At 68.5% G+C, this 25,613-nt stretch carries 23 protein-coding genes; 16 read left to right on the forward strand and 7 right to left on the reverse strand.

Features of this window, described 5'->3' with window-relative positions; all coding sequences use genetic code 11:
• Positions 1 to 59 precede the first annotated feature (59 nt).
• On the forward strand, positions 60 to 974 hold the full coding sequence (locus tag RT456_RS07870; RefSeq protein ID WP_313344780.1) for a M48 family metallopeptidase: 915 nt from the start codon (positions 60 to 62) through the stop codon (positions 972 to 974).
• Positions 975 to 1,024: 50 nt separating this feature from the next.
• Here the strand turns inward: RT456_RS07870 and xseA are convergent, their stop codons facing one another.
• Together xseA and queG are read right to left on the reverse strand one after the other, a co-directional pair.
• Complete coding sequence (gene xseA / locus RT456_RS07875; protein ID WP_313344783.1) at positions 1,025 to 2,353, reverse strand: exodeoxyribonuclease VII large subunit; 1,329 nt, start codon at positions 2,351 to 2,353, stop codon at positions 1,025 to 1,027.
• 67 nt (positions 2,354 to 2,420) lie between these two features.
• Positions 2,421 to 3,509 carry a tRNA epoxyqueuosine(34) reductase QueG gene (gene queG / locus RT456_RS07880; RefSeq protein WP_313344786.1) on the reverse strand — a complete coding sequence of 363 codons (1,089 nt, stop codon included), beginning with the start codon at positions 3,507 to 3,509 and terminating at the stop codon, positions 2,421 to 2,423.
• A gap of 22 nt (positions 3,510 to 3,531) precedes the next feature.
• Here queG and RT456_RS07885 point away from each other — a divergent pair, with 22 nt between their 5' ends.
• From RT456_RS07885 to RT456_RS07910, 6 genes are all read left to right on the forward strand, one after another.
• Positions 3,532 to 5,010: an NAD(P)H-hydrate dehydratase gene (locus RT456_RS07885; protein ID WP_313344788.1), complete on the forward strand. Its 1,479-nt coding sequence runs from the start codon at positions 3,532 to 3,534 to the stop codon at positions 5,008 to 5,010.
• 5 nt (positions 5,011 to 5,015) lie between these two features.
• Entirely contained in the window at positions 5,016 to 5,498 is a 483-nt protein-coding gene (gene tsaE / locus RT456_RS07890; RefSeq protein ID WP_313344906.1) for a tRNA (adenosine(37)-N6)-threonylcarbamoyltransferase complex ATPase subunit type 1 TsaE, read from the forward strand.
• Between the two features lie 88 nt (positions 5,499 to 5,586).
• Positions 5,587 to 7,164 carry an N-acetylmuramoyl-L-alanine amidase gene (locus tag RT456_RS07895; RefSeq protein ID WP_313344908.1) on the forward strand — a complete coding sequence of 526 codons (1,578 nt, stop codon included), beginning with the start codon at positions 5,587 to 5,589 and terminating at the stop codon, positions 7,162 to 7,164.
• 127 nt (positions 7,165 to 7,291) lie between these two features.
• Positions 7,292 to 9,157: a DNA mismatch repair endonuclease MutL gene (gene mutL / locus RT456_RS07900; protein WP_313344791.1), complete on the forward strand. Its 1,866-nt coding sequence runs from the start codon at positions 7,292 to 7,294 to the stop codon at positions 9,155 to 9,157.
• A gap of 59 nt (positions 9,158 to 9,216) precedes the next feature.
• On the forward strand, positions 9,217 to 10,107 hold the full coding sequence (locus RT456_RS07905; RefSeq protein ID WP_313344910.1) for a DUF1684 domain-containing protein: 891 nt from the start codon (positions 9,217 to 9,219) through the stop codon (positions 10,105 to 10,107).
• A 2-nt stretch (positions 10,108 to 10,109) separates the two neighbouring features.
• A complete protein-coding gene (locus RT456_RS07910; protein WP_313344794.1) occupies positions 10,110 to 11,045 on the forward strand; it encodes a TraB/GumN family protein in 936 nt (311 codons plus the stop codon).
• A gap of 85 nt (positions 11,046 to 11,130) precedes the next feature.
• Here RT456_RS07910 and phaR read toward each other — a convergent pair whose 3' ends face one another.
• The 3 genes from phaR to gluQRS form a co-directional block, all read right to left on the reverse strand.
• Complete coding sequence (gene phaR / locus RT456_RS07915; RefSeq protein WP_313344797.1) at positions 11,131 to 11,667, reverse strand: polyhydroxyalkanoate synthesis repressor PhaR; 537 nt, start codon at positions 11,665 to 11,667, stop codon at positions 11,131 to 11,133.
• 267 nt (positions 11,668 to 11,934) lie between these two features.
• Positions 11,935 to 12,675: an acetoacetyl-CoA reductase gene (phbB, locus tag RT456_RS07920; protein WP_313344800.1), complete on the reverse strand. Its 741-nt coding sequence runs from the start codon at positions 12,673 to 12,675 to the stop codon at positions 11,935 to 11,937.
• A gap of 73 nt (positions 12,676 to 12,748) precedes the next feature.
• A complete protein-coding gene (gluQRS, locus tag RT456_RS07925) occupies positions 12,749 to 13,633 on the reverse strand; it encodes a tRNA glutamyl-Q(34) synthetase GluQRS (RefSeq protein ID WP_313344802.1) in 885 nt (294 codons plus the stop codon).
• Between the two features lie 92 nt (positions 13,634 to 13,725).
• Between gluQRS and htpX the strand changes: the two genes are divergently transcribed.
• On the forward strand, positions 13,726 to 14,598 hold the full coding sequence (gene htpX / locus RT456_RS07930) for a protease HtpX (RefSeq protein ID WP_313344805.1): 873 nt from the start codon (positions 13,726 to 13,728) through the stop codon (positions 14,596 to 14,598).
• Positions 14,599 to 14,842: 244 nt separating this feature from the next.
• Here the strand turns inward: htpX and RT456_RS07935 are convergent, their stop codons facing one another.
• On the reverse strand, positions 14,843 to 15,670 hold the full coding sequence (locus tag RT456_RS07935; protein WP_313344808.1) for an inositol monophosphatase family protein: 828 nt from the start codon (positions 15,668 to 15,670) through the stop codon (positions 14,843 to 14,845).
• A 121-nt stretch (positions 15,671 to 15,791) separates the two neighbouring features.
• Here RT456_RS07935 and RT456_RS07940 point away from each other — a divergent pair, with 121 nt between their 5' ends.
• The 3 genes from RT456_RS07940 (at position 15,792) to RT456_RS07950 (ending at position 19,671) form a co-directional block, all read left to right on the forward strand.
• A complete protein-coding gene (locus RT456_RS07940; RefSeq protein ID WP_313344810.1) occupies positions 15,792 to 16,562 on the forward strand; it encodes an RNA methyltransferase in 771 nt (256 codons plus the stop codon).
• A gap of 62 nt (positions 16,563 to 16,624) precedes the next feature.
• Positions 16,625 to 17,548, forward strand: coding sequence for a phosphate/phosphite/phosphonate ABC transporter substrate-binding protein (locus RT456_RS07945; RefSeq protein WP_313344813.1), 924 nt, complete (start codon positions 16,625 to 16,627; stop codon positions 17,546 to 17,548).
• Positions 17,545 to 19,671, forward strand: coding sequence for an EAL domain-containing protein (locus RT456_RS07950; protein ID WP_313344815.1), 2,127 nt, complete (start codon positions 17,545 to 17,547; stop codon positions 19,669 to 19,671). Before RT456_RS07945 ends, RT456_RS07950 begins: the two co-directional genes overlap by 4 nt.
• Positions 19,672 to 19,967: 296 nt before the next feature.
• Here RT456_RS07950 and epmB read toward each other — a convergent pair whose 3' ends face one another.
• Positions 19,968 to 20,996 carry an EF-P beta-lysylation protein EpmB gene (epmB, locus tag RT456_RS07955; protein WP_313344817.1) on the reverse strand — a complete coding sequence of 343 codons (1,029 nt, stop codon included), beginning with the start codon at positions 20,994 to 20,996 and terminating at the stop codon, positions 19,968 to 19,970.
• A gap of 100 nt (positions 20,997 to 21,096) precedes the next feature.
• Between epmB and efp the strand changes: the two genes are divergently transcribed.
• From efp to RT456_RS07980, 5 genes are all read left to right on the forward strand, one after another.
• Positions 21,097 to 21,666, forward strand: a complete 570-nt coding sequence (efp, locus tag RT456_RS07960; protein WP_313344820.1) for an elongation factor P — start codon at positions 21,097 to 21,099, stop codon at positions 21,664 to 21,666.
• A gap of 233 nt (positions 21,667 to 21,899) precedes the next feature.
• Complete coding sequence (locus RT456_RS07965; protein WP_313344822.1) at positions 21,900 to 23,243, forward strand: TRZ/ATZ family hydrolase; 1,344 nt, start codon at positions 21,900 to 21,902, stop codon at positions 23,241 to 23,243.
• Positions 23,244 to 23,276: 33 nt separating this feature from the next.
• Positions 23,277 to 24,008 carry a bifunctional 2-polyprenyl-6-hydroxyphenol methylase/3-demethylubiquinol 3-O-methyltransferase UbiG gene (gene ubiG / locus RT456_RS07970; RefSeq protein WP_313344824.1) on the forward strand — a complete coding sequence of 244 codons (732 nt, stop codon included), beginning with the start codon at positions 23,277 to 23,279 and terminating at the stop codon, positions 24,006 to 24,008.
• The gene (locus RT456_RS07975) at positions 24,001 to 24,696 is read left to right on the forward strand and encodes a phosphoglycolate phosphatase (protein ID WP_313344826.1); all 696 of its coding nucleotides are present in this window, start codon (positions 24,001 to 24,003) and stop codon (positions 24,694 to 24,696) included. Before ubiG ends, RT456_RS07975 begins: the two co-directional genes overlap by 8 nt.
• A 136-nt stretch (positions 24,697 to 24,832) precedes the next feature.
• Positions 24,833 to 25,540 (forward strand): squalene/phytoene synthase family protein, encoded by a 708-nt coding sequence (locus RT456_RS07980; protein WP_313344829.1) that lies wholly within the window; start codon positions 24,833 to 24,835, stop codon positions 25,538 to 25,540.
• Positions 25,541 to 25,613 lie beyond the last annotated feature (73 nt).

Raw genomic sequence — 25,613 nt, forward strand, 5'->3', positions numbered from 1 at the left:
GGCGCTAGGATTGACCCCATGGCCGGCAGGGTGGCCGGCCCCCAACAGGAACCACCAACATGCGCAGCGATCCGTTTGGCGGCCAGCAGCAGCAACGTGCACGGCGCCCGGGCTTGTTCGGCAACATCCGCTGGTGGGTGCTGCTGGCGTTCGCCGGCTATGCCGCGTTCTACTGGTTCTCCAACCGCAGCGTCGATCCCTATACCGGCGAGAGCGTGCTGATTGACAGCTCGCTGGGCGCGGACCAGGAAAAAGCGCTGGGCCTGCAGGCCTATCAGCAGATCCTGGCCGAAGAGCGGCCGATGGACCCCAATGCGCAGGTGTCGCGCGATGTGCGCGCCATTGCCGAACAGTTGATTCGCAAGGTGGATGTGGTGGAAACCGCGCTGGCTGAAGAGCACGGCCTGACGCCGGCGCACTTCTCGCGTGACTTCGAGTGGGAGGTCAACGTGATCCAGTCCGACCAGGCCAACGCGTTCTGCCTGCCGGGCGGCAAGATGGCGGTGTACACCGGCCTGATACCAGTGGCGCGCACGCGCGATGCCATGGCGGTGGTGATGGGCCATGAGATCGCCCACGCCCTGCTGCGGCATGGTGCACAGCGCATGGCCCAGCAGAAGCTCACCCAGATCGGGCAGATGGCCGGTGCGGCCAGCGGCATGGACCCGCAGCAGCAACAGATGGTGATGTCGGCGATGGGCTATGGCTACCTGTTGCCGTATGCGCGCAGCCACGAAACCCAGGCCGACGAAGTCGGGCTGATGCTGGCCGCAGCGGCCTGTTTCGACCCGCGCGAAGCGGTGCCGCTGTGGGAGCGGATGGGCCAGGCCAGTGGCGGCCAGGCACCGCCGGAGTTCTCCTCCACCCACCCGAACCCGGGTACGCGCATCCAGAACCTGCAGGCATTGATGCCCAAGGCCATGGAATACCGCCAGCGGTTCTGTGAAACGGCGGGGGCGCCGGCGACCCAATGACGCGGGCGGACCCCCGGGCGGAACACCGTAGAGACACGCCATGCGTGTCCCTACGACACCACCACGTCGATGACGCCGTCCTGCACGCGTGCCTTCAACGCATCACCCGGCGACACGTCCAACGGTGAGCGCACCAGCCGCCCATCCTCTTCGCGGGTCAGAATCGCGTAGCCACGCGCCACGGTCGCCAACGGACTCACCGCCTCCATCGACCGCGCCAACGCCCGCAGGCGCAGGCTGTCGCGCTGCAGCTGCCGGGCCATGGCCGCCTCGGCGCGCGGTTGCAGGCGCTGCAGGCGTTCGCCCAGCGCGTCCAGGCGCCGCTGCGGATGGCCATTGCGCAGCACCACGGCCGCGTGACGCAGGCGCGCCAGGCGGCGCTCGTGCTGCTGCTGCCAGACCCCGGCCAACCGCCGTGCCAGGTCCTGCTGGCGCCGCTGCAGCAACTGCAGGCGGGCCTGCGGGCTCTGGCCGTTCAGGCGCAGCAGGGCACGGTCGGCGCGCTGCATGGCTTGTCCCAGGCCGTGGCGCTGCAGCTGCACCAACCGCGCGGCCAGCCGGCGCAGGCGCAGCTGCAGGTCGCGCTGGTCCGGCACCAGCAGCTCAGCGGCAACCGATGGCGTGGGTGCGCGCAGATCCGCCGCGAAATCGGCCAGGCTGAAGTCGGTCTCATGGCCAACCGCCGAGACCACCGGGGTCGTGCTCGCCGCGATGGCGCGCGCCAGCTGCTCGTCGTTGAAGGCCCACAGGTCTTCCATCGAGCCGCCGCCACGGGTCAGCAGGATCACGTCATAGCGGCCGCTGGCATCGGCGCCGCGCAGCAACGCGGTGATCTGCGCCGCTGCACTGTCGCCCTGCACCAGGCTGGGGAGAAGATCCACCTCCAGCAGCGGGAAACGGCGCTCGAGCACGCTCAGCACATCGCGTACCGCCGCGCCGGTGGGCGAGGTGATCACGGCCAGGCGGCGCACATGGGCGGGCAGGGCGCGTTTGCGTTCGGCGGCGAACAGGCCTTCGGCCTCCAGCCGCGCCTTGAGCTGTTCGTAGGCGCGGCGCAGTGCGCCTTCGCCGGCTTCTTCCATGTGGTCGAGCACCATCTGGTACTCGCCGCGCGCTTCGTACAGCGTCAAGCGGCCGCGCGCGAGCACGCGCAGGCCTTCGCGCGGCACGAACTTCAGCCACTGGCTCTTGGGCTTGAACAGGGCCGCCCGGATCTGCGCGCGCGCATCCTTCAGCGTGAAATACATGTGCCCGGACGCAGGCCGGGTGACGCTGCCCAGTTCGGCCTCCACCCACACCATCGGGAACGTGCCTTCCAGCAGGTCGCGGGCCAGGACGTTGAGCTGGCTGGGCGTGAGGATCTGCGCGCTACGGTCCATGGACGGTCAAACGGTACGAACGGGCGCCCATGGTCGCATGTTGGCGGTGGGCGCGTCGTTGCGGCGGTCAGCCGGCGTTGCCGCGCGCGGCATGCTGCTGCAGGGCCCACTGCACGTGCTCGCGGACCAGCGCGGACGGGTGCGCGCTGCGTGACTGCAGCGCGGCCAGTGTGTCGGCGTGGCCCGGCGCGTTGCCGAGCGCCACGGCGATGTTGCGCAACCAGCGTTCGTGGCCGCTGCGGCGGATCGGGCTGCCTTCGGTGCGGCGCAGGAATTCATCCTCCTCCCAGGCGAACAGCTGTGCCAGCGACGCCGTGTCCAGATCATTGCGGGCGCGGAAATCGGGTTCGTCGGTACGCCGTGCGAACTTGTTCCAGGGGCAGACCAGCTGGCAATCGTCGCAGCCGTAGATGCGGTTGCCCATCAACGGCCGCATCTCTTCGGGAATGGCGCCGTCGTGTTCGATGGTGAGGTAGGAAATGCAGCGTCGCGCATCCAGCCGCTGCGGGCCGGTGATGGCCTGCGTGGGGCACACATCGATGCAGCGCGTGCAGGTGCCGCAATGCGCGGTGGCGGGTACATCCACCGGCAGCGGCAGGTCGATGTAGATCTCGCCCAGGAAGAACCACGACCCGCCCTGGCGGTCGATCAGGCAGGTGTGCTTGCCGATCCAGCCCAGCCCGGCGTTGCGCGCCAATGCGCGCTCCAGCACCGGTGCCGAATCGACGAACACGCGGTAGCCGAACGCGCCGATTTCCCTGCCCAGTGCATCGGCGAACTTCTGCAGGCGGTTGCGCATCAGCTTGTGGTAATCGCGGCCCAGCGCATACCGCGCCACGTAGGCGCGGTCGCCATCGTGCAGCGTGTCCCAGGCCTGGGTGTCGTCCTTGTGCCCGTAGTCCATGCCCACCGAGATCACGCGCACGGTGCCGGGCAGCAGCTCGGCAGGCCGCGCGCGCAGCGTGCCGTGGCGCGCCATCCACTCCATCGTGCCGTACAGGCCCTGGCCCAGCCAGTCGGCCAGGTGCGCCTCGTCGTCGGCCAGGTCGATGCCCGACACGCCGCAGCGCTGGAAGCCATGTTCACGCGCAAGCGCGCGCACGCGCTCGGCGGCACGGGCCAGGTGGAGGGGGGCGGGCAGCGGAACAGCGGACATGGCGTAAGTATAGAATCCCGGCATGCCCGAGCTTGCTGAACTGTTCGATGTTGCCGCTGCGCGCCGCCTCGATGCGCAGGCCAGCGCCCTGCTGGGCGATGGCGGTGCCGCGCTGATGGAGCAGGCCGGCACGGCCGCCTGGCAGTGCCTGCTGGAGCGCTGGCCGCAGGCGCAGCGCGTGTGCGTGGTGGTCGGGGCCGGCAACAACGGTGGCGACGGCTACGTGCTGGCGCGCCTGGCCCGCCAGGCGGGGCGCCGGGTACAGCTGCTGCGGCTGGCCGACGCGCCAGCGCTGACGGCGTTGGCCGAAGGCGCGCGCGACGCCTTTCTTGCCGATGGAGGCCAGGCCGACGTGTTCGGCGATGGCCTGCCGGAGGCGGACGTGCTGGTGGATGCGCTGTTCGGCATCGGCCTCAACCGCGCCCCGGACGGTGAGGCGGCGCGGCTGATCCAGGCCATCGCCGGCAGCGCACTGCCGGTGCTGTCACTGGACGTGCCAAGCGGCGTGGACGCGCGCACCGGCGCGGTGCCGGGCGTGGCCGTACGCGCGACGCTCACCCTGCAGTTCATCGTCCGCCACCAGGGCCTGTACACCGGCGATGCGCTGGACTACGTGGGCGACCGCCGGCTTGCCCCACTGCGCCTGCCCGACGGCGCAGCGGCGGGCGTGGACGCTGCGGCCTGCGTATGGGCCGCTTCGCGCCTGGCGCGGCAGCTGCCGGCGCGCCGCGCCAATACCCACAAGGGCGAGTCCGGCCACGTGCTGTGCGTGGGCGGCAACGTCGGCAGCGGCGGGGCGGTGATGCTGGCTGCCGAATCGGCCCTGCGGGCCGGGTCAGGGCTGGTGAGCGTGGCGACCCAGGCGCAGCACGTTGCCCCGTTGCTGGCGCGCGTTCCTGAAGCCATGGCGCATGCGGTGCAGGAGGCGCAGGAGCTGCGCGCACTGCTGCCGCGCGCCAAGGTGGTGGCGATCGGACCGGGGCTGGGCCAGGACGAATGGGCGCGCGAGCTCTGGCGGCTGGTGCTGGCAAGCGGCAAGCCGCTGGTGATCGATGCGGATGCGTTGAACCTGCTCGCCGCCGCGCCCCAGCCGCTGCACGACGCCATTCTCACTCCGCATCCGGGCGAGGCCGCCCGCCTGCTCGGCAGCGACACCGCACAAGTGCAGGCAGACCGGTTCGCGGCCGCCGCGGCGCTGGCGGCGCGCTACAACGCGGTGGTGGTGCTCAAGGGCGCCGGCACCGTGGTGGCCGCGCCGCATGCGCGGCCGCGGGTGATCGCGGCAGGCAACCCGGGCATGGCCGTCGGTGGCATGGGTGACCTGCTGACCGGCATCATCGCGGCCCTGCGCGCGCAGGGACTGGAGGCGTTCGACGCCGCCAGCAGCGGCGCCCTGCTGCACAGCCTGGCCGGCGATGCCGCCGCCAGTGAAGGCCAGCGCGGCCTGCTTCCCACCAACCTGCTGGTGCCGCTGCGCCGCCTGGTCAATCCAGAACAATGAACCCGATGATCGAATTCTTCCTCGCCGAGCCCCAGGACACCGACCTGCTCGGACAATGGCTGGCCGCCACCCGGCCACCGCACGGGGTGGTGCAGCTGCAGGGCGACCTGGGCGCCGGCAAGTCCACGCTGGCGCGCGCCCTGCTGCGTGCGCTGGGCGTGCAGGGCGCCATCCGCAGCCCGACCTATACGCTGGTGGAGCGCTACCCGTTGGACGACGGCCACGAGGCGTGGCACTTGGACCTGTACCGCATCGGCCAGGCCGAAGAGCTGGATTTCCTCGGCCTGGACGAAGGCAGTGCCTCGCTGTGGCTGGTGGAATGGCCCGAACGCGGCGTCGGCGCGCTGCCGCCCACCGACCTGGTGGTGGCCCTTGAGATCGAGGGGCAGGGGCGTCGGGCACGGCTTTCCGCGCACGGCGAGGGTGGACGTGACTGGCTGCTTCGGCTGCCGCAAGGGGGTGACTTGCAGGCCCTTTCTGTCGGCTGACAGTAGGAAACACCCCCAGGTTACGGATTATTAAGGGAAAAGGTGTTGCATTTCATTCAGCGTGGTGATTGAATCCTCAGCCATGCCAATGGGTAAACCGCTCACCGCCATCTGCGCCGCCGTCGGACTCTGTCTGGCGAGCGCCGTGTCGTGGGCCGGCGAAGTCCGCCAGGTGGCGCTGGAGACCGGTTCCACCGGCACCCGCGCCGAGATCGCGCTGGCCGGCAGCGGTGGCTACAAGACGCTCACCCTGTCCGGTCCGAACCGCCTGGTGGTGGATTTCCCCGATTCCAGCGCGGTGCGCAACCTCAAGCTGCCTTCGCCCAAGGGCGTGGTCACCGCCGTGCGCAGCGGCCAGCCGGTACCCGGCACGTTCCGCGTGGTGTTCGACCTGGCCGAATCGGTCGCGCCGTTCAAACCGCAGATGGTCAAGCAGGGGGACGACTCCCGGCTGGTGATCGAGTGGCCGGGTGACGCGCCGTCCAGCGTGGCGGCCGCGCCGACGCCCGCCGTGCCTGCGCCGATGGCGGCCCAGCCCGCGCCCGTGCCTGCCCAGGCGACCACCCAGACCTTGCCGCCGACCCCGGCCGAAGCCACGCAGGCGCGCAACGATGCCGCGCGGGCCACGGCGCTGCTGACCGCGTCGGCCCGCCAGCAGGCCAGTGCCAGCGCGGCAACGGCGGTGCCGACCGCGGCCACGCCAACGGCGACCACCGCCACTGTGGCGGCGGCGGGAACGGCCAATGCGGCCAGCAATTCCGCGTCGCCGGCCGCCATCCTGGCGGGCCATTCGACCGCTACGGTGGTGTCCGCGCCCGTACCTACGCCCACGCCGGTGCCGCCGGCCGTGCCGCCGCGCCCGGTCATGCCCAGCGATGCGTCGCGCATCAAAATGCAGCCGGGCATGCGCCCGCTGGTGGTGGCGATCGATCCCGGCCATGGCGGCCAGGATCCGGGCGCCGTGGGCCCGACCGGCAAGCGCGAGAAGGACATCACCCTGGCCGTGGCGCGGGAGCTGGCGCGCCAGGTCAACGCCACGCCGGGCCTGAAGGCGTTCCTGACCCGCGACACCGACGTGTTCATTCCGCTGCCGATGCGCGCGCAGAAGGCACGCTCGGCCAAGGCGGACATCTTCATTTCGATCCACGCGGACGCGGCCGAGAACCGGGCCGCGACGGGCTCGTCGGTGTATGTGCTGTCGACCAAGGGCGCCTCGTCGCAACGCGCGCGCTGGCTGGCAGACAAGGAAAACGCCGCCGATCTGGTGGGTGGCGTGCGCCTGCAGCAGACCGAGGGCACCTTGGCCAACGTGCTGCTGGACCTGGCCCAGAGCGGCTACATGAAGGCGTCTGAAGACGCCGCCGGCCATGTGCTGGGCGGCCTGAAGGCCATTGGCAAGAACCACAAGCCGAACATCGAACGCGCCAACTTCGCGGTGCTGCGCACCTCGGACATGCCCGCGATGCTGGTGGAAACCGCCTTCATCTCCAATCCGGATGAAGAGCGCCGCCTGATGGACCCGGCCTACCAGCGCCAGATCGCCGGTGCGGTGCTCGATGGCGTGCACACCTTCTTCAGCCGCCAGCCCCCGCCAGGCACCCTGTACGCGGCGAAGGCCCAAGCCGAAATAGACGCCGCCGGTACCGTCGCCGGTGGAAGCAAATAAAAACCCGCGAACGCGGGTTTTTATTTGCTGTAGAGCCGACTGTGTAGAGCCGACTGTGAGTCGGCTGCCTCTCCTCAGTTGGCCATACCCAGTCGGCTCTACCGCCGGTTGCCGCTATCATCACCGCATGACCATCCGCCAACTCCCCGAAATCCTCATCAACCAGATCGCTGCCGGCGAGGTCGTCGAACGGCCGGCGTCGGTGGTCAAGGAGCTGGTGGAAAACGCGCTCGATGCCGGTGCCACGCGCGTGGATATCGACCTGGAAGAAGGGGGTGTGCGGTTGATCCGCATCCGCGACGACGGTGGCGGCATCGCCCCGGAGGAACTGTCGCTGGCCGTATCGCGGCATGCCACCAGCAAGATCGCCAGCCTGGACGACCTGGAAGCGGTGGCCACGCTCGGCTTCCGCGGCGAGGCGCTGCCGTCGATCGCCTCGGTCAGCCGGTTCACCCTGTCCTCGCGGCGCGCCGGCGACGCGCATGGCTCCGCGCTGCAGATCGAAGGCGGCAAGCTGGGTGAGGTGACCCCGCGCGCGCATGCCCAAGGCACCACCGTGGAGGTGCGCGAACTGTTCTACAACGTGCCCGCACGGCGCAAGTTCCTGCGCGCCGAACGCACCGAGCTGGGCCACATCGAAGAGTGGCTGCGCTCGCTGGCCCTGGCGCGCCCGGACGTGGAGCTGCGCGTCTCGCACAACGGCAAGCCGTCGCGGCGCTACAAGCCCGGCGACCTGTATTCCGATGCGCGCCTGGGCGAGACCCTGGGCGAGGATTTCGCCCTGCAGGCCATGCGCGTGGACCACAGCGGTGCCGGCCTGCGCCTGCACGGCTGGATCGCGCAGCCGCATTATTCGCGGGCCAGTACCGACCAGCAGTACCTGTACGTCAACGGCCGTTCCGTGCGCGACCGCAGCGTGGCGCATGCGGTGAAGATGGCCTACGGCGATGTGCTGTTCCATGGCCGCCAGCCGGCCTACGTGCTGTTCCTGGAACTGGACCCGACCCGGGTGGACGTCAACGTGCACCCGGCCAAACATGAAGTGCGCTTCCGCGATTCGCGCCTCATCCACGATTTCGTCTACCGCACGCTCAAGGAAGCGCTGGCCGAAACACGCGCCGGCATGACGGCGGCCGGCGTTGCCGCAGAGGGCGGTGCCGACGCGTCCGCCCCGGCGTATGCCACCGCGTCCGCCGGTGCGGGGTACGCACTGGGTGGCGGCGGTGGCGGTGGCGGCATGGGCGGCAGCCAGGCGTGGCGCCCGCAGCAGTCCCCGCTGGGGCTGCGCGTGGCCGACGCGCCGTCCGCCTACGCCGCGTTGTACGCGCGCCCGGCGGGCAGCGAAGACATCGCGTTGCCGCCGATGCCGAGCGTGCAGGGCCTGCCGCAGACCGCCGCCGACAGCGGCGTGCCGCCTCTGGGCTATGCGGTGGCACAGCTGCATGGCATCTACATCCTGGCCGAAAACGCCGAAGGCCTGATCGTGGTGGACATGCATGCCGCCCACGAACGGATCGGCTACGAACGCCTGAAGACCGCGCACGACGGCATGGGCCTGCATGCGCAGCCGCTGCTGGTGCCGATCACGCTGGCGGTGGGCGAGCGCGACGCCGATACGGCCGAGCGCGAGGCCGACACCCTCACCGCGCTGGGTTTCGAGATCACCCGGTCGGGCCCCGGTTCGCTGCACGTGCGCAGCATTCCGGCGTTGCTGGCCAACGCCGAACCCGAAGGCCTGCTGCGCGATGTGCTGACCGACCTGCGCGAACACGGCCAGAGCCGGCGCATCGCCAGTGCGCGCGACGAACTGCTGTCCACCATGGCCTGCCACGGTGCGGTGCGCGCCAACCGGCGCCTGACGGTGCCGGAAATGAACGGCCTGCTGCGCGACATGGAAATTACCGAGCGGTCCGGCCAGTGCAACCACGGCCGACCGACCTGGGCCCGTTTTTCACTGGCGGAAATCGACCGCTGGTTCCTGCGCGGACGTTGAAGGGGAGCACGATGCGTACATGGGGATGGGGACTTGGCGCCACACTGCTGGCGCTGGGCATGGTGGGCTGCGGCGACAAGGACGCTGCACCGGCAGCGTCGGCGGCGGTGGACCCGACGTTTGCCGCCGAACAGCAGCAATGGCGCCAACAGCGGTATACCGAGCTGCACGCCCCCGACGGCTGGACCAGCCTGGTGGGCCTGCACTGGCTGGAGCACAAGGCGCACTACATCGGCAGCGGCCCGGGCAGCGGCATCCGCCTGGCGGTGGGCCCGGCCAAGCTGGGCATGGTGGCGCGCAATGGCGACACGGTGACGTTCACGCCGGAACGCGGCGTGGCGTTGAGCGTGGATGGCACGCCGCTGACCGGGCGGATCCGCTTCAACAGCGACCGTGACGCGGCGCCGACCCTGATCGCCTTCGACGACGGCAAGGGCCAGTTGAGCCTGATCCATCGCGGCGCGCGCTACGCATTGCGGGTGAAGCACGCCGATGCCTTTTCGCGCAGCGGCTTCACCGGCCTGACCTATTGGCCGGGCGGCCCGGACTGGCGGATCACCGCGCGTTTCGTGCCGCATCCGCCCGGCAAGACCCTGCCGATCGTGGACATCACCGGGCTCACCACCGAGATGCCCAATTCGGGCGCCCTGGAATTCGAGCGCGATGGAAAGACATGGCAGCTGGAAGCGCTTGGCGAGCCGGGGCGCGACCTGTTCGTGATCTTCGGCGACCGCACCAGTGGCCATGGCAGTTATCCGGCCGGACGCTACCTGGACCTGCCGCCGCCGGATGCCAGCGGCAAGGTCATCATCGATTTCAACCACGCCTACAACCCGCCGTGCGCGTTCACACCGTTCGCCACGTGCCCGCTGACGCCGCCTGAGAACCGCCTGGACCTGCGCGTCGAAGCCGGTGAGCAGGCTTACCACGCCCCTGAAGGAGAGGTTTGAGCATGTCGATGTTGAAGCGACTGGCGGTTCCCGTGCTGCTGGCCGGCAGCGTGCTGCTGGGTAGTGCCGGTGCGGTTGCGACCGCCTCCGCCGCCCCGCCCGTTCCGCTGCTGTGGAAGGTGACCGGCCCGGGCGACAGCCGCCTGTACCTGCTGGGTTCGTTCCACATGCTGCGCGCGGACGACTACCCGGTGGCCGCCGACGTCGACCAGGCGTTTGCCGCGTCCAAGCGGGTGGTGTTCGAGCTGTCGCCGCAGGACATGAAGTCGCCGGAGCTGACCCGCAAGATGCTGCAGGCGGCGATGCGCACCGATGGCAGCGAGCTCAAGCGTGACCTGGACGCGCCGACCTGGACCAAGCTGCAGGCCTACGCACGTGACAACAACCTCCCGCTGGCCCAGCTGCAGGGCATGAAGCCCTGGTTCGTGGGGCTGACCATCACCCTGGCGCAGTTCACCAGGATGGGGTTGGACCCGGCGCTGGGCCTGGACCAGCATTTCATGACCCGCGCTGTCGACGCCGGCAAGCCGACCAGTGGTCTTGAGGACATCGACACGCAGGTGGCGGTGCTCTCGCAGATGTCGGCCCAGGAGCAGCAGCAGATGGTGGCCGAGGCGCTGGACCAGGCCGGCCAGGCCGATGTGATGGGGCGCAAGCTGCACGATGCGTGGCGCCGTGGTGACGACAAGGTGTTGTGGACGTCGATGGCCGTGGAGATGCGCGGGCAATACCCGCAGCTGTACAAGCGCATCAACACCGACCGAAACGACGCCTGGGTGCCCAAGCTTCAGCAGCAGCTGAAGGCCGGGCAGGGCGGCACGCTGGTGGTGGTGGGCACGCTGCACCTGCTGGGCGAGGACGGCGTGGTGGAGAAGCTGCGCGCCAAGGGCTACCAGGTGGAGCGCATCTGCACGGGCTGCGCCAAGCCGAAGCGCTGAACTGCGCGGGGCACCCACGAAAAAGGCGCGGCCGTGAGGCTGCGCCTTTTTTCATGCTGCCCGGGCGATGCCGGGCAGGCAGCCCTCAGCGGCGGGTCTTGCCCGCGGCGGGTGCTTCGGGCTTGCCGGTGCCCGTGCCGGTACCCGTACCCGTTCCGGTCCCCGTGCCCGGCGGACGGCCGCCAAAGCCGGTGCCCATGTTGCGCTGGAAGTCCTGCCAGAGCTCCATGTTGCGTTCTGTCAGCTGGTTCATCATGGCCCACGGGGTCTGGCCGAGCAGGTTGCCCATCTGCTGGCGGAACTGCTGCTGCTGGTCCAGGAAGACCTGCATGCTGCGCTCCAGATAGTTGCCCATGAAGCCCTGCAGGGAGTCGCCGTAGAAGCGGATCAGCTGGCTGAGCAGCTGGGTGGAGAGCATCGGTTCACCGTCCTGCTCCTGGTCGGCGATGATCTGCAGCAATACCGAGCGGGTCAGGTCGTCGCCGCTCTTGGCGTCGCGGACTTCAAAGTCCTCGCCGTCCAGGATGAGCTGGCGGACATCCTCGATGGTGATATAGCTGGAAATCTCGGTGTCGTAGAGACGGCGGTTCGGATACTTCTTGATGATGCGGTTCGCAGCCATGAAGCAATCACTCGTCACAGTAAGCGCGAAGCATGGCGCAGCGCAGCAGGCGTTGCAACCTCCATTGGCCGTTTACCGCTTTTCTTCATGCTGCGCAGCATGGGTGCAGCATTTTTGGGTCATCGCAACGCCTGCTGCGCTTGCCCAAGCGTTGCTGCGCAAAGCTCGGGCCCCTGCGGCATGCCACCTTAACCCCGCGCCTTCGGCGCGCCCCCTTCAACAAGAAGGGGGCTGTTCTCCAGCTGAGATTATGTAACGGTGTAACCGTTACCAACCCATGTGGTGGCCGCCGTTGATGTCGAGGTTGGAGCCGGTGATCCAGGAGGCTTCCTCGGCGACCAGGAAGGCCACGGCGTAGGCGATTTCTTCCGGCCTGCCGAGGCGGCCGGTGGGGATGTCGGCGATGATCTTGGCGCGCACTTCGTCGGGCACGGCCATCACCATGTCGGTGGCAACGTAGCCGGGCGAGATGGTGTTGACGGTGATGCCGAAGCCGGCGTTCTCGCGGGCCAGCGAGATGGTGAAGCCGTGCATGCCGGCCTTGGCCGCGGCGTAGTTGGCCTGGCCATACTGGCCCTTCAGGCCGTTGATCGAGCTGATCTGGATGACCCGGCCCCAGCCGCGGCGGCGCATGCCTTCGATGACCGGGCGGGTGACGTTGAACACCGAATTGAGGTTGGTGTTGATGACGTCGTGCCACTGGTCGGCGCGCATGCGGTGGAAGGTGGTGTCGCGGGTGATGCCGGCGTTGTTGACCAGGATCTCGACCGGGCCGAACGCGGCCTCGACGGCATGCACCATCTGTTCGGCCGTGCTCGGGTCGGAGACGTCGCCGGGGAAGATCGCCACGTCGCAGCCGCGCGCGAGCATCGTTTCGCGCCAGGCGGTGGCCTTGGCTTCGTCGCGGTAATTGGTGGCAACCCGATGGCCCTGGTCGGCCAGACGTTGGCAGATGGCAGTGCCGATACCGCCGGTACCACCGGTGACCAGTGCGACGCGAGATGTCATGAGCAGCTACTCCGTAGGGCGGGACCAACAAGGGGGACAGCGATTCTGCAACATCGCGGCGAAGAATGGGGACTCAACGGACACCGCCGTCAGGCCGGATGTCTCCCGGTGGCAATCGGTCCGGGGCGAAGCCGGCGCGGGCCTGGGCAAGCGCTTCTTCGACGGTGCTGCACCCGGCCAGGCAGGCCGGTTCCTGGCCCAGCTGGGCCCAGGCGCGTCGCAGGGCGGGCAGGGGAACGTCGGGGTCCAGCGGCTGGGCGGCGTCGGATTTGGACAGTTTGCGGCCGTCGCGGTCCAGCAGCAGGGGCAGGTGCAGGTAGCGCGGGGTGGGCAGGCCGAGGGCGCGCTGGAGCAGGATCTGGCGCGGGGTGGAGTCCAGCAGGTCGGCGCCCCGAACGACATCGGTGATGCACTGGGCGCCATCGTCCACGACCACGGCCAGCTGGTAGGCCCAGTAGCCATCGGCACGGCGCAGCACGACGTCGCCGACGTCGGCGTGGACGTCCTGGCGGATGGCACCGCGCAGGCCGTCCTGGAAGGTCACGACGCTGCCCGGGGGCACGCGCAGGCGGATGGCCGGTTGCGCACGCTCGGTGCGTGCGACGCAGTGATGGTGGACGCCATGCTGCTCGGCCAGGTCGGTGCGGCTGCAGTGGCAGGCGAACGCGGTACCCGCGTCGAGCAGGCGATCCAGGGCGGCCTGGTAGAGGGCATCGCGCTGGCGCTGGTAAACGACAGGGCGGTCGCTGGCCAGGCCGAAAGCGGCCAGGGCGGACAGCTGCTGGTCGATGGCGCCAGGCACGGTACGGGGCGGATCGACGTCTTCGACCCGTACCAGCCACTGGCCGCCGGCATGGCGGGCGAGCAGCCAGCTGCCGAGGGCGGCGAGCAGGGAGCCGGCATGCAGGGGGCCGGTAGGAGAGGGGGCGAAGCGCCCGCGGTAGGCAGTCATGGACATGAACTATGAATCGTCGGTCAGGTTGCGACTTGAATTCAACATGAAGTCCCCGCAGATTTGCTGCAACTACCCCCAACAAGCGTCCTTTTCCCATGTTCAGTCGTATTGCTCTCTTCCTCGCGACCAACTTCGCCGTGCTGATCCTGGCCAGCGTGGTGATGCGCCTGCTGGGCGTGAATCCCGGCACGATGAGTGGTCTGCTGGTCTTTGGCGCCGTTCTGGGCTTCGGCGGTTCGTTCGTGTCGCTGCTGATGTCGAAGTGGCTCGCCAAGCGGTCCACGCGGGCGGTGGTGATCACCGAGCCGCGCAACCCGACCGAGCGTTGGCTGCTGGCCACGGTGGAGCGCCAGGCGCGCGAGGCCGGTATCGGCATGCCGGAAGTGGCGGTGTACGAGGGTCCTGAAATCAACGCGTTCGCCACGGGTGCCAACCGCAACAACGCGCTGGTGGCGGTGTCCACCGGGCTGTTGCACAACATGAGCGAAGACGAGGCCGAGGCGGTGCTGGGCCACGAGATCGCGCATGTGGCCAACGGCGACATGATCACGATGGCATTGCTGCAGGGCGTGTTGAACACGTTCGTGTTCGTGCTGGCGCGGCTCATCGGTGGCGTGATCGACAGTGCGCTGTCGGGTAACCGGGAAGGCGGTGGTCGCGGGTTCGCCTACTTCATCATCGTGTTCCTGCTGGAGATGGTGCTGGGTGTGTTCGCGACGATGATTGCGATGTGGTTCTCGCGCCACCGCGAATATCGCGCCGACGCGGGCGGTGCGCATCTGGCCGGCCGCCAGAAGATGATCGCGGCGCTGGAGCGGCTCAAGCTCAACAACGGCCAGAGCACGCTGCCCACGCAGATCGCGGCGTTCGGCATTGCCGGTTCCACGGCAAAGAAGCTGTTCCTGAGCCATCCGCCGCTCGACGAGCGCATCGCGGCGCTGAAGGCGGCGAGCAGCACCGTGGCGTAACGCGGGTGCTTTGATGTGGTGACGAAACGCCCGGCCGGTTGGTCGGGCGTTTTCTTTTTCCGCTCAGAAGCGCTGGCTGTTTATGTGTCTGCGCGCGGGGGAGCGGGGTGGAGGGGGTAGCGGGGCACGCGTAAACCCCTCCCTCGCCCACACGCAAGACCAAGGCAGCCGCCGCTCTACGCGGGGATCCCCAAAAAAAGACGGCGCCCGAAGGCGCCGTCGCTTGAATCTCACATCAACCAGATCAGAACTTGGCGTCGAACTCAGCGGCGTAGCCGGTGTTGACCAGCACCTTCTGCAGGATGTCGGTGTTCTTCACGTTGCCGGCCACGATCTGCTGGGTCTCCGGGCCGCGGCTGTCCATGCGGGCCGGGGTGGCGCCCTTGTAGTCGCAGACGCGACCACCGGCTTCGCGGACCAGCAGCACGCCGGCGGCGATGTCCCATGCCTTCACGCCGGCCTCGAAGTAGGCGTCGGCGCGGCCACAAGCCACGTAGGCCAGGTCCAGCGCGGCCGAACCGGTGCGGCGTACGTCTTCGGCGTGTACCAGCAGCGCGTCGACGGCCTTCAGCTGGGCGCTGGTGCGGTTGCGCTCGCGCGGGGCGAAGCCGGTGTGGATCATCGCGCCGGCCAGGTCCTTGCGGTCGGCGACGCGGATGCGGCGGTCGTTCAGGACCGCGCCGGCACCCCGGCTGGCAGTGAACAGTTCATTGCGGAGCGGGTCGAAGATCACCGCGTCGATCGGCTCGCCGTTCTCGACCAGGGCGATGGAGACACAGTAATGCGGGAAGCCGCGCAGGTAGTTGCTGGTGCCGTCGAGCGGGTCGATGACCCACATGTAGCGGTTCGCGCCCTGTACGCCACCTTCTTCGGCCATGATCCCGTATTCAGGGTAGGCACGCTTGAGTTCCTTGACGATGACCTTTTCCGCATCCGCATCGACTTCACTGGCATAGTCCATGCGCCCCTTCTGAACGACGTTCAACGCCTCCAGCTTGTTGATGTTGCGCAACAGGACGTTGCCGGCGAGGCGGGCGGCCTTGACCATGACGGTGACGGCGGGTTTCTGCATGGCGAAAAGCTCCCGGAAAGGCAGAGTAGGGGGTACTGGCGGGGGAAAAGAGCGGTCCCGGCGCAGAGGCCGGTCACACAGTTTACCATTTGTGACTGTCCTGCTCGCGTTTGGCCTGTTCATGTCTATCGAAACCGCTCCATCCCGCATTCGTTTCGTCCTCGTCGGCACCCAGCACCCCGGCAACATGGGGGCCGCGGCGCGCGCCATGAAGACCATGGGGCTGGGCCGGCTGGTGCTGGTCGCGCCTGAAAAACCCCTGGACGACGAGGCCTTCCGGCGCTCTGCCGGCGCCGAGGACGTGCTGGGCGATGCCCCGGTGGTGGCGACGCTGGCCCAGGCCGTGGCAGATTGCCGGCTCGTGTTGGGCTGCACCGCCCGTGCCCGCCGCGTTCAGCTGGAAGAACTGTTGCCCGGCGTGGCCGCGCAGCGCGCCCTGGCCAGGACCACTGAAGCCGATGGCGAAGTGGCCTTCGTGTTCGGTCGCGAGCGCACCGGCCTGACCAATGAGGAGCTCCAGCTCTGCCACCTGGCCGTGCACATCCCCTCCAATCCCGACTTCAGTTCGCTGAACCTGGCGGCGGCCGTGCAGGTGCTGGCCTATGAACTGCGCATGGCCAGCCTGGGCGGTGTGGACGCGGCCGCCCCGGCCGACCCGGAGCACCGTGAGCAGCCGGCCAGCCACGCTCAGGTCGAAGGCCTGTTCGGCCAGCTCGGCCAGGCGCTGGACGATATCGATTTCCACAAGGGCCGCGCCCCTGAATCGGCCATGCGCAAGCTGCGTCGCCTGTTCCTGCGTACCGAACTGAGCGAACAGGAAGTGCGCCTGCTGCGCGGCATCCTGTCCGACGCCCAGCGGATGGCTCGATTGGCGAACCAGAAGCCCGAATGAGCTGACGCACGTCTCAGTTTTTCGGGTAGGCTGTTTCGATTCCTTGGGGGGAGCGAATGGGATTGCCGGTGCTGCGATGGCTGTTGCAGGGAGGGTTGCTGTGTCTGGCCATCATCGCGATGACCGGAACGGCCGCCGCAGGCCCTGACAATGTGCTCGTCCTGGGCCGTATCAGCGACAACCCCAAGTCACACTATGCGCAACTGCAACCCCTGCTGGATTACGTCGTCCCGCGCATGCGGGATGTCGGCATCACCGAAGGCCGCATCCTGATGGCGCCCGATGCGCAGCAGATGGCCAGTTACCTGCGCCGTGGCCGGGTGGACTGGGTGACCGAGACCTCCGGAACCGCCGTGAACCTGGGCCTGCGCAGCGGCGCCGAGCCGCTGCTGCTGACCGAGCGCAGCGGCGTGCGCGATTACCACACCGTGTTCTTCGTGCGCCGCGACAGCGCGATCACCTCGCTGGCCGAGCTCCAGGGGCACACCCTGGCCCTGCAGAACGTGGCCTCCACCAGCGCCTACCTGGTGCCGGTCATGACCTTGTTGCAGAACGGGCTGACCCCGGAGATCCTGTTGTCCGCACGCGACGCGGCCGCGCCGGACACCGTGGGGTATGTATTTGCACGTTCGGAGGGCAACATCGCCACCTTCGTGCACAAGGGGCTGGTCGACGCCGGGGCCGTGAGCAGCGTGGACTGGGCCGACCCGCACCGCATTCCGGCCACGTTCCGTCGGGACTTCCGGGTCATCCATCGCACCGAGCCGTACCCGCGTGCGGTGGAAGTGGTGCGGGCCGGGCTGGACCCGAAGGTGCGCGACCGGCTGCAGCAGGTGTTGCTGGAGGCAGCGTCGGATCCGCAGGCGCAGGATGCGCTGGAAAAGTTTTTTGGTACGTCCGGGTTCCATCGGGTGGATGCGCAGATGCAGCACCGTTTGGATGAATTGAAACAGGGTCTTACACGCGTGCGGATGGAAGTGGAATGAGGCCGTTGGGTTCCGGAATGCAGTCCCGTTTCGTATTGGCGATGGGCGGGGCAATGTTGGTGGTGGTGGCGATCGTGGCGGTGGTGCTGGGGCGCCAGGCGACGATGCAGGATGAGGTCAAGCACCTCAGCGGCAACGTCATCCATGACCTGTTCGATCGCAGCGTGCGCAGCCGGGGCGAGGCCCTGGCGCGCGAACTGTCCGATGCGCTGGCCAATCCGCTGTACTACAACGACCTGGAGCAGGTCGGCGCGCTGGTGCGCAATACCTCGCGGCAGCAGGTGGTGCGCTACGTGCTGGTGTTCGACGAGGATGGCAAGCTCATCCACGACGGCTCCACCGAGGTGGTCGACTTCGGCCGGCCCATGCAGGACCCGCTGGCGCCCGGTGCCGTCGGCGCGCGCGCGCTGGTGGTGCAGCAGTCGCCCAAGGTGCTCGACAACGCCATGCCCATCATGATCGGCAACCAGCGCATCGGCGGTGTCCGGGTCGGCATGGCGCTGGATGACGTGCAGGCCATGGAGCTGCGCGCCAACCAGACCCTGGGCGAGCGCCTGCAGCAGGTCGGCAAGCGCCACCTGGGCTGGCTGCTGTTGATGCTGGGCCTGCTGGTCGGGATCGGCGTACTGGTGGTGATCTATGTGCAGCGCACCCTGGTGGGGCCGATCCGTGGCCTGGCCGCGGCCGCGCGCCAGATCGAGGCGGGCGACTACCGTCCGCAGCTGAGCCAGAGCGACCGGAAGGACGAGGTCGGCGAACTGGTCCGTGCGTTCGGCCGGATGAGCGAGGCCATCGCGCGCCATGACCGTGAAGTGCGGCACATGGCGTATACCGACGCCCTGACCGGGCTGACCAACCGGCTCGCGTTCCGCGAGGCGCTGGACCACCGGTTGATGGCGGCCCGTGCGTCCAACCACCGGTTGGGCCTGCTGTTCGCCGACATGGACGATTTCAAGCGGGTCAACGACACCCTGGGCCATGAGGCTGGCGACGAAGCGCTGCTGCAGTTCGCCCAGCGCATCAGCGCCGCCGTGGCGCAGGCCGGTGGCGACGAGGCCCTGCTGGCGCGCTTTGGCGGCGATGAATTCGTGATCCTGATCGGCGATGGCGACGTGGCCGCCGGTGCCCGACAGCTCGCCGAGATCCTCGTGCGCGAGCTGAGCAAGCCGCTGGTGGTGCAGGGCAGGGAACTGTTCCTGGGCACGTCGATCGGCGTGACCCTGTTCCCCGACGATGCAGCCGATGCCACGACGCTGCTGAAGAACGGCGATATCGCCATGTACCAGGCCAAGATGGCGGGCAAGAACTGCTACCGGTATTACAGCCGGGCCATGGACCATGCGGTGGAGCGCCGCGTGCACATGGAGCAGGAGCTGCGCGGCGCCTGGGAGCGCGGCGAGCTGCGCCTGGTCTACCAGCCCATCTTCCGCACCCGCGACCGGCGCATGGTCGGCGTGGAAGTGCTGCTGCGCTGGCAGCACCCGACCCTGGGCACGATTCCGCCGTCGGTGTTCATTGAAGTGGCCGAGCAGAGCGGGCTGATCGAGGTGATCGGGCCGAAGGTGCTGCGCGCGGCCTGCATGGAGGCGGTGCAGTGGCCGCATTCGAGCGACGGCGAAGGCATGTTCGTCTCGGTCAACGTCTCGCCGCGCCAGCTGCGTGGCGGCGAATTGCCGACCCTGGTGGCCGACTGCCTGCGCGAGACCGGCCTGCCGGCCTCGCGCCTGCACCTGGAGCTGACCGAAACGGCGGTGATCGGCGATGAGATGCTCGCTGCGGCATTGCTGGACAAGCTGCACCGCACCGGCGTGAAGGTCTGGCTGGACGACTTCGGCACCGGCTTCTCCGGGCTGAGCCACCTGCGCCAGGTGCCGGTGGACGGGGTGAAGATCGACAAAAGTTTCGTGGCCGACATGCAGCGCGACCCGGACGACCTGGCCCTGACCACGGCGATCATCGCCATGGCCCATGCGCTGGGCATCACGGTGGTGGCCGAAGGCATCGAACAGGAAGTGCAGTTCGACCTGCTCAGCCAGCGCGGCTGCGACCTGGCGCAGGGGTACCTGCTGAGCGTGCCGATCACCGCGACCGAGGTCGTGGAGATGATTCAATCCGGGCGCTGAAAGGCGTGACGGCCCTCGGTGGTGACCTGCCCGCAGCGTCGCGCGTCGCTTTTCGGCGGCGTGCGTTCGCCGGCGCGGAAATGATCCGCGTTTCGGCGCGATGCCATTGCGACCGCGGAAATGATCCGGTTTTCGGCGCGATGCCATTGTGACCGCGGAAATGATCCGCTTTTCGGCGTGGTGCGATTACGACCGCGGAAATGATCCGTAGATCCACGCCCTGCGTGGAGACCGCGCGCAGCGCGGCCCATTTAGAGCAGGCGACCGTGTGCGTTGGATTTACGTGGAAATCGGCGTCACACAGGCCGTTTGCTCGAATCGCCCGAAATCTCCCGAACGAGCTTCGGCACCAGATACCCCGACAACCTGGCCGTCAGCTGCGCATGCAGCGATTTGGCCGTGGCATCGTACACCTCGAAATGCGCCACGCCCTGCACCCGGTCCACCTGGTACAGGTAATACGGCAGCACACCCGCAGCAAAGCTGCGCTCGCTCAGGTCCTGCAGCGCCTGCAGGGAGTCGTTGACCCCGCGCAGCAGCACCGCCTGGTTCAGCAGGGTGGCGCCGGCGCCACGCAGGCGTGCCATCGCGGCATCCACTGCGGTGTCGAATTCGTTGGCATGGTTGGCGTGGATCACGAACGCCACCGGCCACGGCAGCGAGGCGATCCACTGCACCAGCTCGTCGTCCACACGCTCGGGCAGCACCACCGGCAGGCGGCTGTGGATGCGCAGGCGGCGCAGGTGCGGAATCTGCTTCAGCGCGTCGGTCAGCTCGACCAGCTTGTGGGTGGCCAGCGACAGCGGGTCGCCACCCGACAGGATCACCTCGTCGATGGCAGGATCCTGGGCGATCGCATCCACCGCCTCGCGCCAGCCCTCGCGGGCGGCGTTCTCCGTGCCGTAATCGAAATGCCGGCGGAAGCAGTAGCGGCAGTTGATCGCGCAGCTGCCGGTGGTCACCAGCAGGGCCCGCCCCTGGTACTTCTGGATCACCCCGGTGGCTTTACGCGCCAGGCCGTCGCCGACCGCGTCCAGGGTAAAGCCCGGCGCATGCTGCAGCTCATCGGTGACCGGCAGCACCTGGCGCAGCAGGGGGTCGTGGCGGTCGCCGTGGCGCATCCGGGCAATGAAGCCCTGGGGCACCCGCAGCGCGAACTGTTGCGCGGCCTCGGCCGAGAGCGGCAGTTCGTCCGGGTCCAGCCCCAGCTGCCCCAGCAGGATCCGCGGGTCGCGGACCGCCTCGCGCCACAGCTGTTGCCAGCGTACGGGGGAGGGCAGGGGTGTGGCGGAGAGCTGCATGGAATGGGGGCCTGCGGTTATCATATGGGTCAGAAAAACGCGTCAACCCGCCGTCGCCGGCGGGTCATCCATTCTATCCGGCTCGCCGCGCCTGCGCGGCGTTTGCCCATTAAGGAGTTTCAGCATGGCCACTGTTGGCATGAACGACGTCAAGAACGGGATGAAAATCCTGATCAACAATGAACCGGCGGTCATCACCGAGACCGAGTACGTCAAGCCGGGCAAGGGCCAGGCCTTCACCCGCATGAAGTACCGCTTCATCAAGTCGGGCCGCGTGGTCGAAATGACCATGAAGGCCACCGACGACGTGGAGAAGGCCGATGTCGTGGATACCAACATGGACTTCATGTACAGCGACGGCGAGTACTGGCACTTCATGGACCCGGAAACCTTCGAGCAGGTCCAGGCCACCAAGTCCGGCATGGGCGGCGCCGAGAAGTGGCTGAAGGGCGAGGAAGTCTGCATCGTGACCCTGTGGAACGGCGAGCCGATCTTCGTGCAGCCGCCGAACTTCGTCGAGCTGAAGATCACCGAGACCGATCCGGGCGTCCGTGGCGACACCTCGGGCGGCGGCGGCAAGCCGGCCACCCTGGAAACCGGCGCCGTGGTCCGCGTGCCGCTGTTCGTCAACCAGGATGAAATCATCAAGGTCGACACCCGCTCGGGCGAATACTCCGCCCGCGCAGGAAAGTAATCCGACCGCAGGTCGGATTACGGTAGAGCCGACTGTGTAGAGCGGACTGTGTAGAGCGGACTGTTAGTCCGCTGCTCCCAACGGGCTCTCAACGGGCAACGGAAAAGGCAGCGGACTAACAGTCCGCTCTACCAAAAGGCAACGGAAAAGGCAGCGGACCAACAGTCCGCTCTACCAGAAAGTCCCTCGCCGAGCCCCGCCGGCGAGCCCCCCGACCGCTTCAGTGAGCCCGCATGACCGACACCTCCCGCATTCCCGAACCCTGTGACCTGCTGATCGAAGCCGGTTACGTGGTCCCGATCGAACCGCATGCGGTGGTGCTGGAAGACCATGCCGTGGCCGTGCGCGGCAGCGAAATCATCGCCATCCTGCCGCGTGCCGAGGCCCGCGCGCGGTTCGATGCACGCCAGGTGGTGTCGCGCCCCGATGCGGCGCTGATGCCCGGGCTGGTCAATGCGCATACGCACAATCCGATGACGTTGCTGCGCGGCGTTGCCGACGACCTGCCGCTGATGGTGTGGCTGCAGCAGCACATCTGGCCGGTGGAAGCGGCGGTGATCGGGCCGGAGTTCGTGGCCGACGGCACCACCCTGGCCATCGCCGAGATGCTGCGCGGTGGTACCACCTGCGCCAACGAAAACTACTTCTTCGGCGACGTCCAGGCGGCCGTCTACAAGCAGCACGGCTTCCGTGCGCTGGTGGGCGCGGTGATCATCGATTTCCCCACCGCCTGGGCCAAGACCGATGACGAGTACTTTGCCAAGGCCGGCGAACTGCATGATCAGTGGCGCAACGATCCGCTGATCGGCACCTCGTTCGCGCCCCACGCGCCGTACACCGTCAACGACGCCAATTTCGAACGCGTGCGCATGCTGTCCGACCAGCTGGACATGCCGGTGCACCTGCACACGCATGAAACCGCCCAGGAAATCAGCGATTCGATCAAGCTGCACGGCCAGCGGCCGTTGGCGCGGCTGGACCGTCTTGGCCTGGTCAACGACCGCCTGATCGCGGTGCACATGACCCAGCTGACCGAGGCGGAAATCCACCTCTGCGCCGAACGTGGCGTCAGCGTGGTGCATTGCCCCGAGTCCAACCTGAAGCTGGCCTCCGGCTTCTGCCCGGCCTGCGCCCTGCAGCGCGCCGGGGTGAACCTGGCGATCGGCACCGACGGCTGCGCCAGCAACAACGATCTGGACATGTTCAGCGAGAACCGCACCGCGGCCATCCTGGCCAAGGCCGTTGCCAACGATGCCACCGCGCTGGACGCGGCCACCACGCTGCGTGCGGCCACCCTGGGCGGTGCGCGCGCGCTGGGCTTCGGCGACCGGATCGGGTCGATCGAAGTGGGCAAGCAGGCGGATCTGGTCTGCGTGGACCTGTCCGCGCTGGAAACCCAGCCGCTGCACCACGTGCTTTCCCAGCTTGTCTATGCCGCCGGCCGCCACCAGGTCAGTGATGTCTGGATCGCTGGGCAGCCCAAGCTGGTCCAGCGCGAGCTGGTCGGCATGGACACCGCCGCGATCGTCGCCAACGCCCGCCAGTGGCGCGAGCGTATCCGCCACATCCGTGCTTGATTGCGCGCGCCTGATCGCGCCGAGGATTTCCCCATGAATGCCCCCCACGCTTCCACCAATTTCGACCAGGCCGAGCTGGACAAATTCGCCGCGCTCGCCAACCGCTGGTGGGACACCGACGGCCCGCAGAAGCCGCTGCATGCGCTGAACCCGGTGCGCCTGCAGTACGTGGCCACGCGTGCCCGCCTGCGCGGTGCGCGGGTGCTGGACATCGGCTGCGGCGGCGGCCTGCTGAGTGAGGCACTGGCCAAGGAAGGCGCGGAGGTCACTGCCATCGACCTGGCGCCGGAGCTGGTCAAGGTCGCGCGCCTGCACGGGCTGGAGTCGGGCGTCAGCGTGGATTACCGCGTGCAGGCCGCTGAAGACCTGGCCGCCGAACAGCCGGGCAGCTTCGACGTGGTGACCTGCATGGAAATGCTGGAGCACGTGCCGGACCCGGGCGCGATCATCGCCGCCTGCCACCGCCTGCTCAAGCCCGGCGGCCAGCTGTTCCTGTCCACCGTCAACCGCACCCCGGCCGCGTTCGCGGTGGCCATCGTGGGCGCCGAATACGTGGCGCGCCTGCTGCCCAAGGGCACGCACCACTATCAGGATTTCATCAAGCCGGCCGAACTGGGCAAGTGGCTGCGCGAGTCTGATTTCAACCTGCGCGATGTCAGCGGCATGGCCTACGAGCCGTGGCGCAACCGCGCGCGCCTGAGCTCGCGCACCGACATCAACTACCTGGCCTACGCGGTCAAGCCGGACGATGCCTCCCGTGTCTGAGTCCGGCGTCCACGCGGGCCTGTTCCCGCAGGCGGTTCTGTTCGATCTGGATGGCACGCTGCTCGACAGCGCGCCGGACATGCTGGCGACCGCCAACGCGATGCTGGCTGCGCGCGGGCGCGCGCCGATCAGCCTGGACGCGTTGCGCCCGGTGGTCTCCAAGGGCTCGCGCGCGATGGTGTCCGTGGCGTTCCCGGAGCTGGGGCAGGAGGCGCGTGATGCGCTGGTGCCCGAGTTCCTGGATCGTTACGAAGCACTGATCGGCCAGCACGCGGTGCTGTTCGACGGCGTGGCCGGCATGCTTGAAGCACTGGAAGCGGCAGGCTGTGCCTGGGGAATCGTCACCAACAAGCCGGAGTACCTGGCGCGGCTGATCCTGCCGCAGCTCGGCTGGGAAACCCGCTGTGCGGTGCTGATCGGCGGCGACACCCTGGCCCAGCGCAAGCCGCACCCGCTGCCGCTGCTGGCGGCGGCCGAGCGCATGGGCATCGAGCCGGGCACCTGCATCTACGTCGGCGACGACGAGCGCGACATCGTCGCGGCCAATGCCGCCGGCATGGCCTCGGTGGCCGCGCTGTGGGGCTACCGCCTGGACGCCGACGACCCGCTGGCCTGGGGTGCCGAGGTCATGATCGAACAGCCGGCTGAGCTGCAGCATGCCGCCGCGTGGCCAGCGTCGCGCCGGTAACGCTGGCGGCTCAACATGGGTAGGTACCGCAAGGAATGACAATGTCGTTCCCAACGTCGCCCGCGACGGCCCGCAAGGGTGCCCGCCAAAGGCGGGCATACCGTTGGTCGATACGCGGTTCACCAGGACATCTGCAATGACCACTTCCACTGCCCTCGACAGTTTCCTCGACAAATGGCGGACCCGCTGGCCGGAATGGCAGGTGGCCGAACCGTTCATCGCCGAATCCCAACGCGCCCTCGTGGTGGCATGGTTCGCGCTGCTGCAGGAGTTCGACGACATCCTCAACACCGCCGGCGACCCGATGCCGGCCGACGCCAAGCTGGCGTGGTGGGGCGAGGAGCTGCGCAGCTGGTCCGCGCAGCGCTCGCGGCATCCGCTCGGGCGGCTGCTGGAGCCGGTGCGTGCGCCGTGGGGCGAGCTGGCGGAGACCCTGCCTGACCTGATCGAGGCACGTGCGGTGGCGGCGGACCCGGAGCAGGCGCGGCGCGCGCTGCAGGGCTACGGCGCGGCCGTGGCGGCGGTGGAAGCGGTGATGTTCGGTACGCCGGCCCGCGGCGACGTTGCCACCCCGGTAGTGCTGCAGGTGCTGGCCCAGCGCCTGCACGAAGCCGGCGTGGCTGCGGTGCCGCGTTCGCTGTTGGCGCAGGATGATGGCCATGCGCCGCAGCGCTGGGCGCAGCAGTTGCTGCGTGATTGGCCGGCCCGGGTGTCCGGCCCACGACCGCGCCGCCTGTACGCCTCGCTGGCGCGCACCCGCCAGCAGGCGTGGGCGCACGGCCGCGAGCTGAAGGCCACGCCGCTGCGCACGCTGCTGCGCACGTGGTGGGCCGCAAGAGGGTAGAGCCACGCCCTGCGTGGCTGCGCGGTGCCGGAACAAGCGGTAGAGCCACGCCCTGCGTGGCTGCGCGGTGCCG

Origin of the sequence: Stenotrophomonas sp., from assembly GCF_032099025.1 — a bacterium.
Taxonomy (GTDB): domain Bacteria; phylum Pseudomonadota; class Gammaproteobacteria; order Xanthomonadales; family Xanthomonadaceae; genus Stenotrophomonas.

Coding starts and splice junctions, on each gene's coding strand:
- gluQRS (WP_313344802.1), bottom strand. CDS start 13,633: ATGTCCATGACTGCCTACCGCGGGCGCTTCGCCCCCTCTCCTACCGGC.
- RT456_RS07965 (WP_313344822.1), top strand. CDS start 21,900: ATGACCGACACCTCCCGCATTCCCGAACCCTGTGACCTGCTGATCGAA.
- RT456_RS07870 (WP_313344780.1), top strand. CDS start 60: ATGCGCAGCGATCCGTTTGGCGGCCAGCAGCAGCAACGTGCACGGCGC.
- htpX (WP_313344805.1), top strand. CDS start 13,726: ATGTTCAGTCGTATTGCTCTCTTCCTCGCGACCAACTTCGCCGTGCTG.
- phbB (WP_313344800.1), bottom strand. CDS start 12,675: ATGACATCTCGCGTCGCACTGGTCACCGGTGGTACCGGCGGTATCGGC.
- queG (WP_313344786.1), bottom strand. CDS start 3,509: ATGTCCGCTGTTCCGCTGCCCGCCCCCCTCCACCTGGCCCGTGCCGCC.
- phaR (WP_313344797.1), bottom strand. CDS start 11,667: ATGGCTGCGAACCGCATCATCAAGAAGTATCCGAACCGCCGTCTCTAC.
- tsaE (WP_313344906.1), top strand. CDS start 5,016: ATGATCGAATTCTTCCTCGCCGAGCCCCAGGACACCGACCTGCTCGGA.
- xseA (WP_313344783.1), bottom strand. CDS start 2,353: ATGGACCGTAGCGCGCAGATCCTCACGCCCAGCCAGCTCAACGTCCTG.
- efp (WP_313344820.1), top strand. CDS start 21,097: ATGGCCACTGTTGGCATGAACGACGTCAAGAACGGGATGAAAATCCTG.
- RT456_RS07950 (WP_313344815.1), top strand. CDS start 17,545: ATGAGGCCGTTGGGTTCCGGAATGCAGTCCCGTTTCGTATTGGCGATG.
- ubiG (WP_313344824.1), top strand. CDS start 23,277: ATGAATGCCCCCCACGCTTCCACCAATTTCGACCAGGCCGAGCTGGAC.
- RT456_RS07980 (WP_313344829.1), top strand. CDS start 24,833: ATGACCACTTCCACTGCCCTCGACAGTTTCCTCGACAAATGGCGGACC.
- RT456_RS07885 (WP_313344788.1), top strand. CDS start 3,532: ATGCCCGAGCTTGCTGAACTGTTCGATGTTGCCGCTGCGCGCCGCCTC.
- epmB (WP_313344817.1), bottom strand. CDS start 20,996: ATGATAACCGCAGGCCCCCATTCCATGCAGCTCTCCGCCACACCCCTG.
- RT456_RS07940 (WP_313344810.1), top strand. CDS start 15,792: ATGTCTATCGAAACCGCTCCATCCCGCATTCGTTTCGTCCTCGTCGGC.
- RT456_RS07935 (WP_313344808.1), bottom strand. CDS start 15,670: ATGCAGAAACCCGCCGTCACCGTCATGGTCAAGGCCGCCCGCCTCGCC.
- RT456_RS07905 (WP_313344910.1), top strand. CDS start 9,217: ATGGTGGGCTGCGGCGACAAGGACGCTGCACCGGCAGCGTCGGCGGCG.
- RT456_RS07895 (WP_313344908.1), top strand. CDS start 5,587: ATGGGTAAACCGCTCACCGCCATCTGCGCCGCCGTCGGACTCTGTCTG.
- RT456_RS07910 (WP_313344794.1), top strand. CDS start 10,110: ATGTCGATGTTGAAGCGACTGGCGGTTCCCGTGCTGCTGGCCGGCAGC.
- mutL (WP_313344791.1), top strand. CDS start 7,292: ATGACCATCCGCCAACTCCCCGAAATCCTCATCAACCAGATCGCTGCC.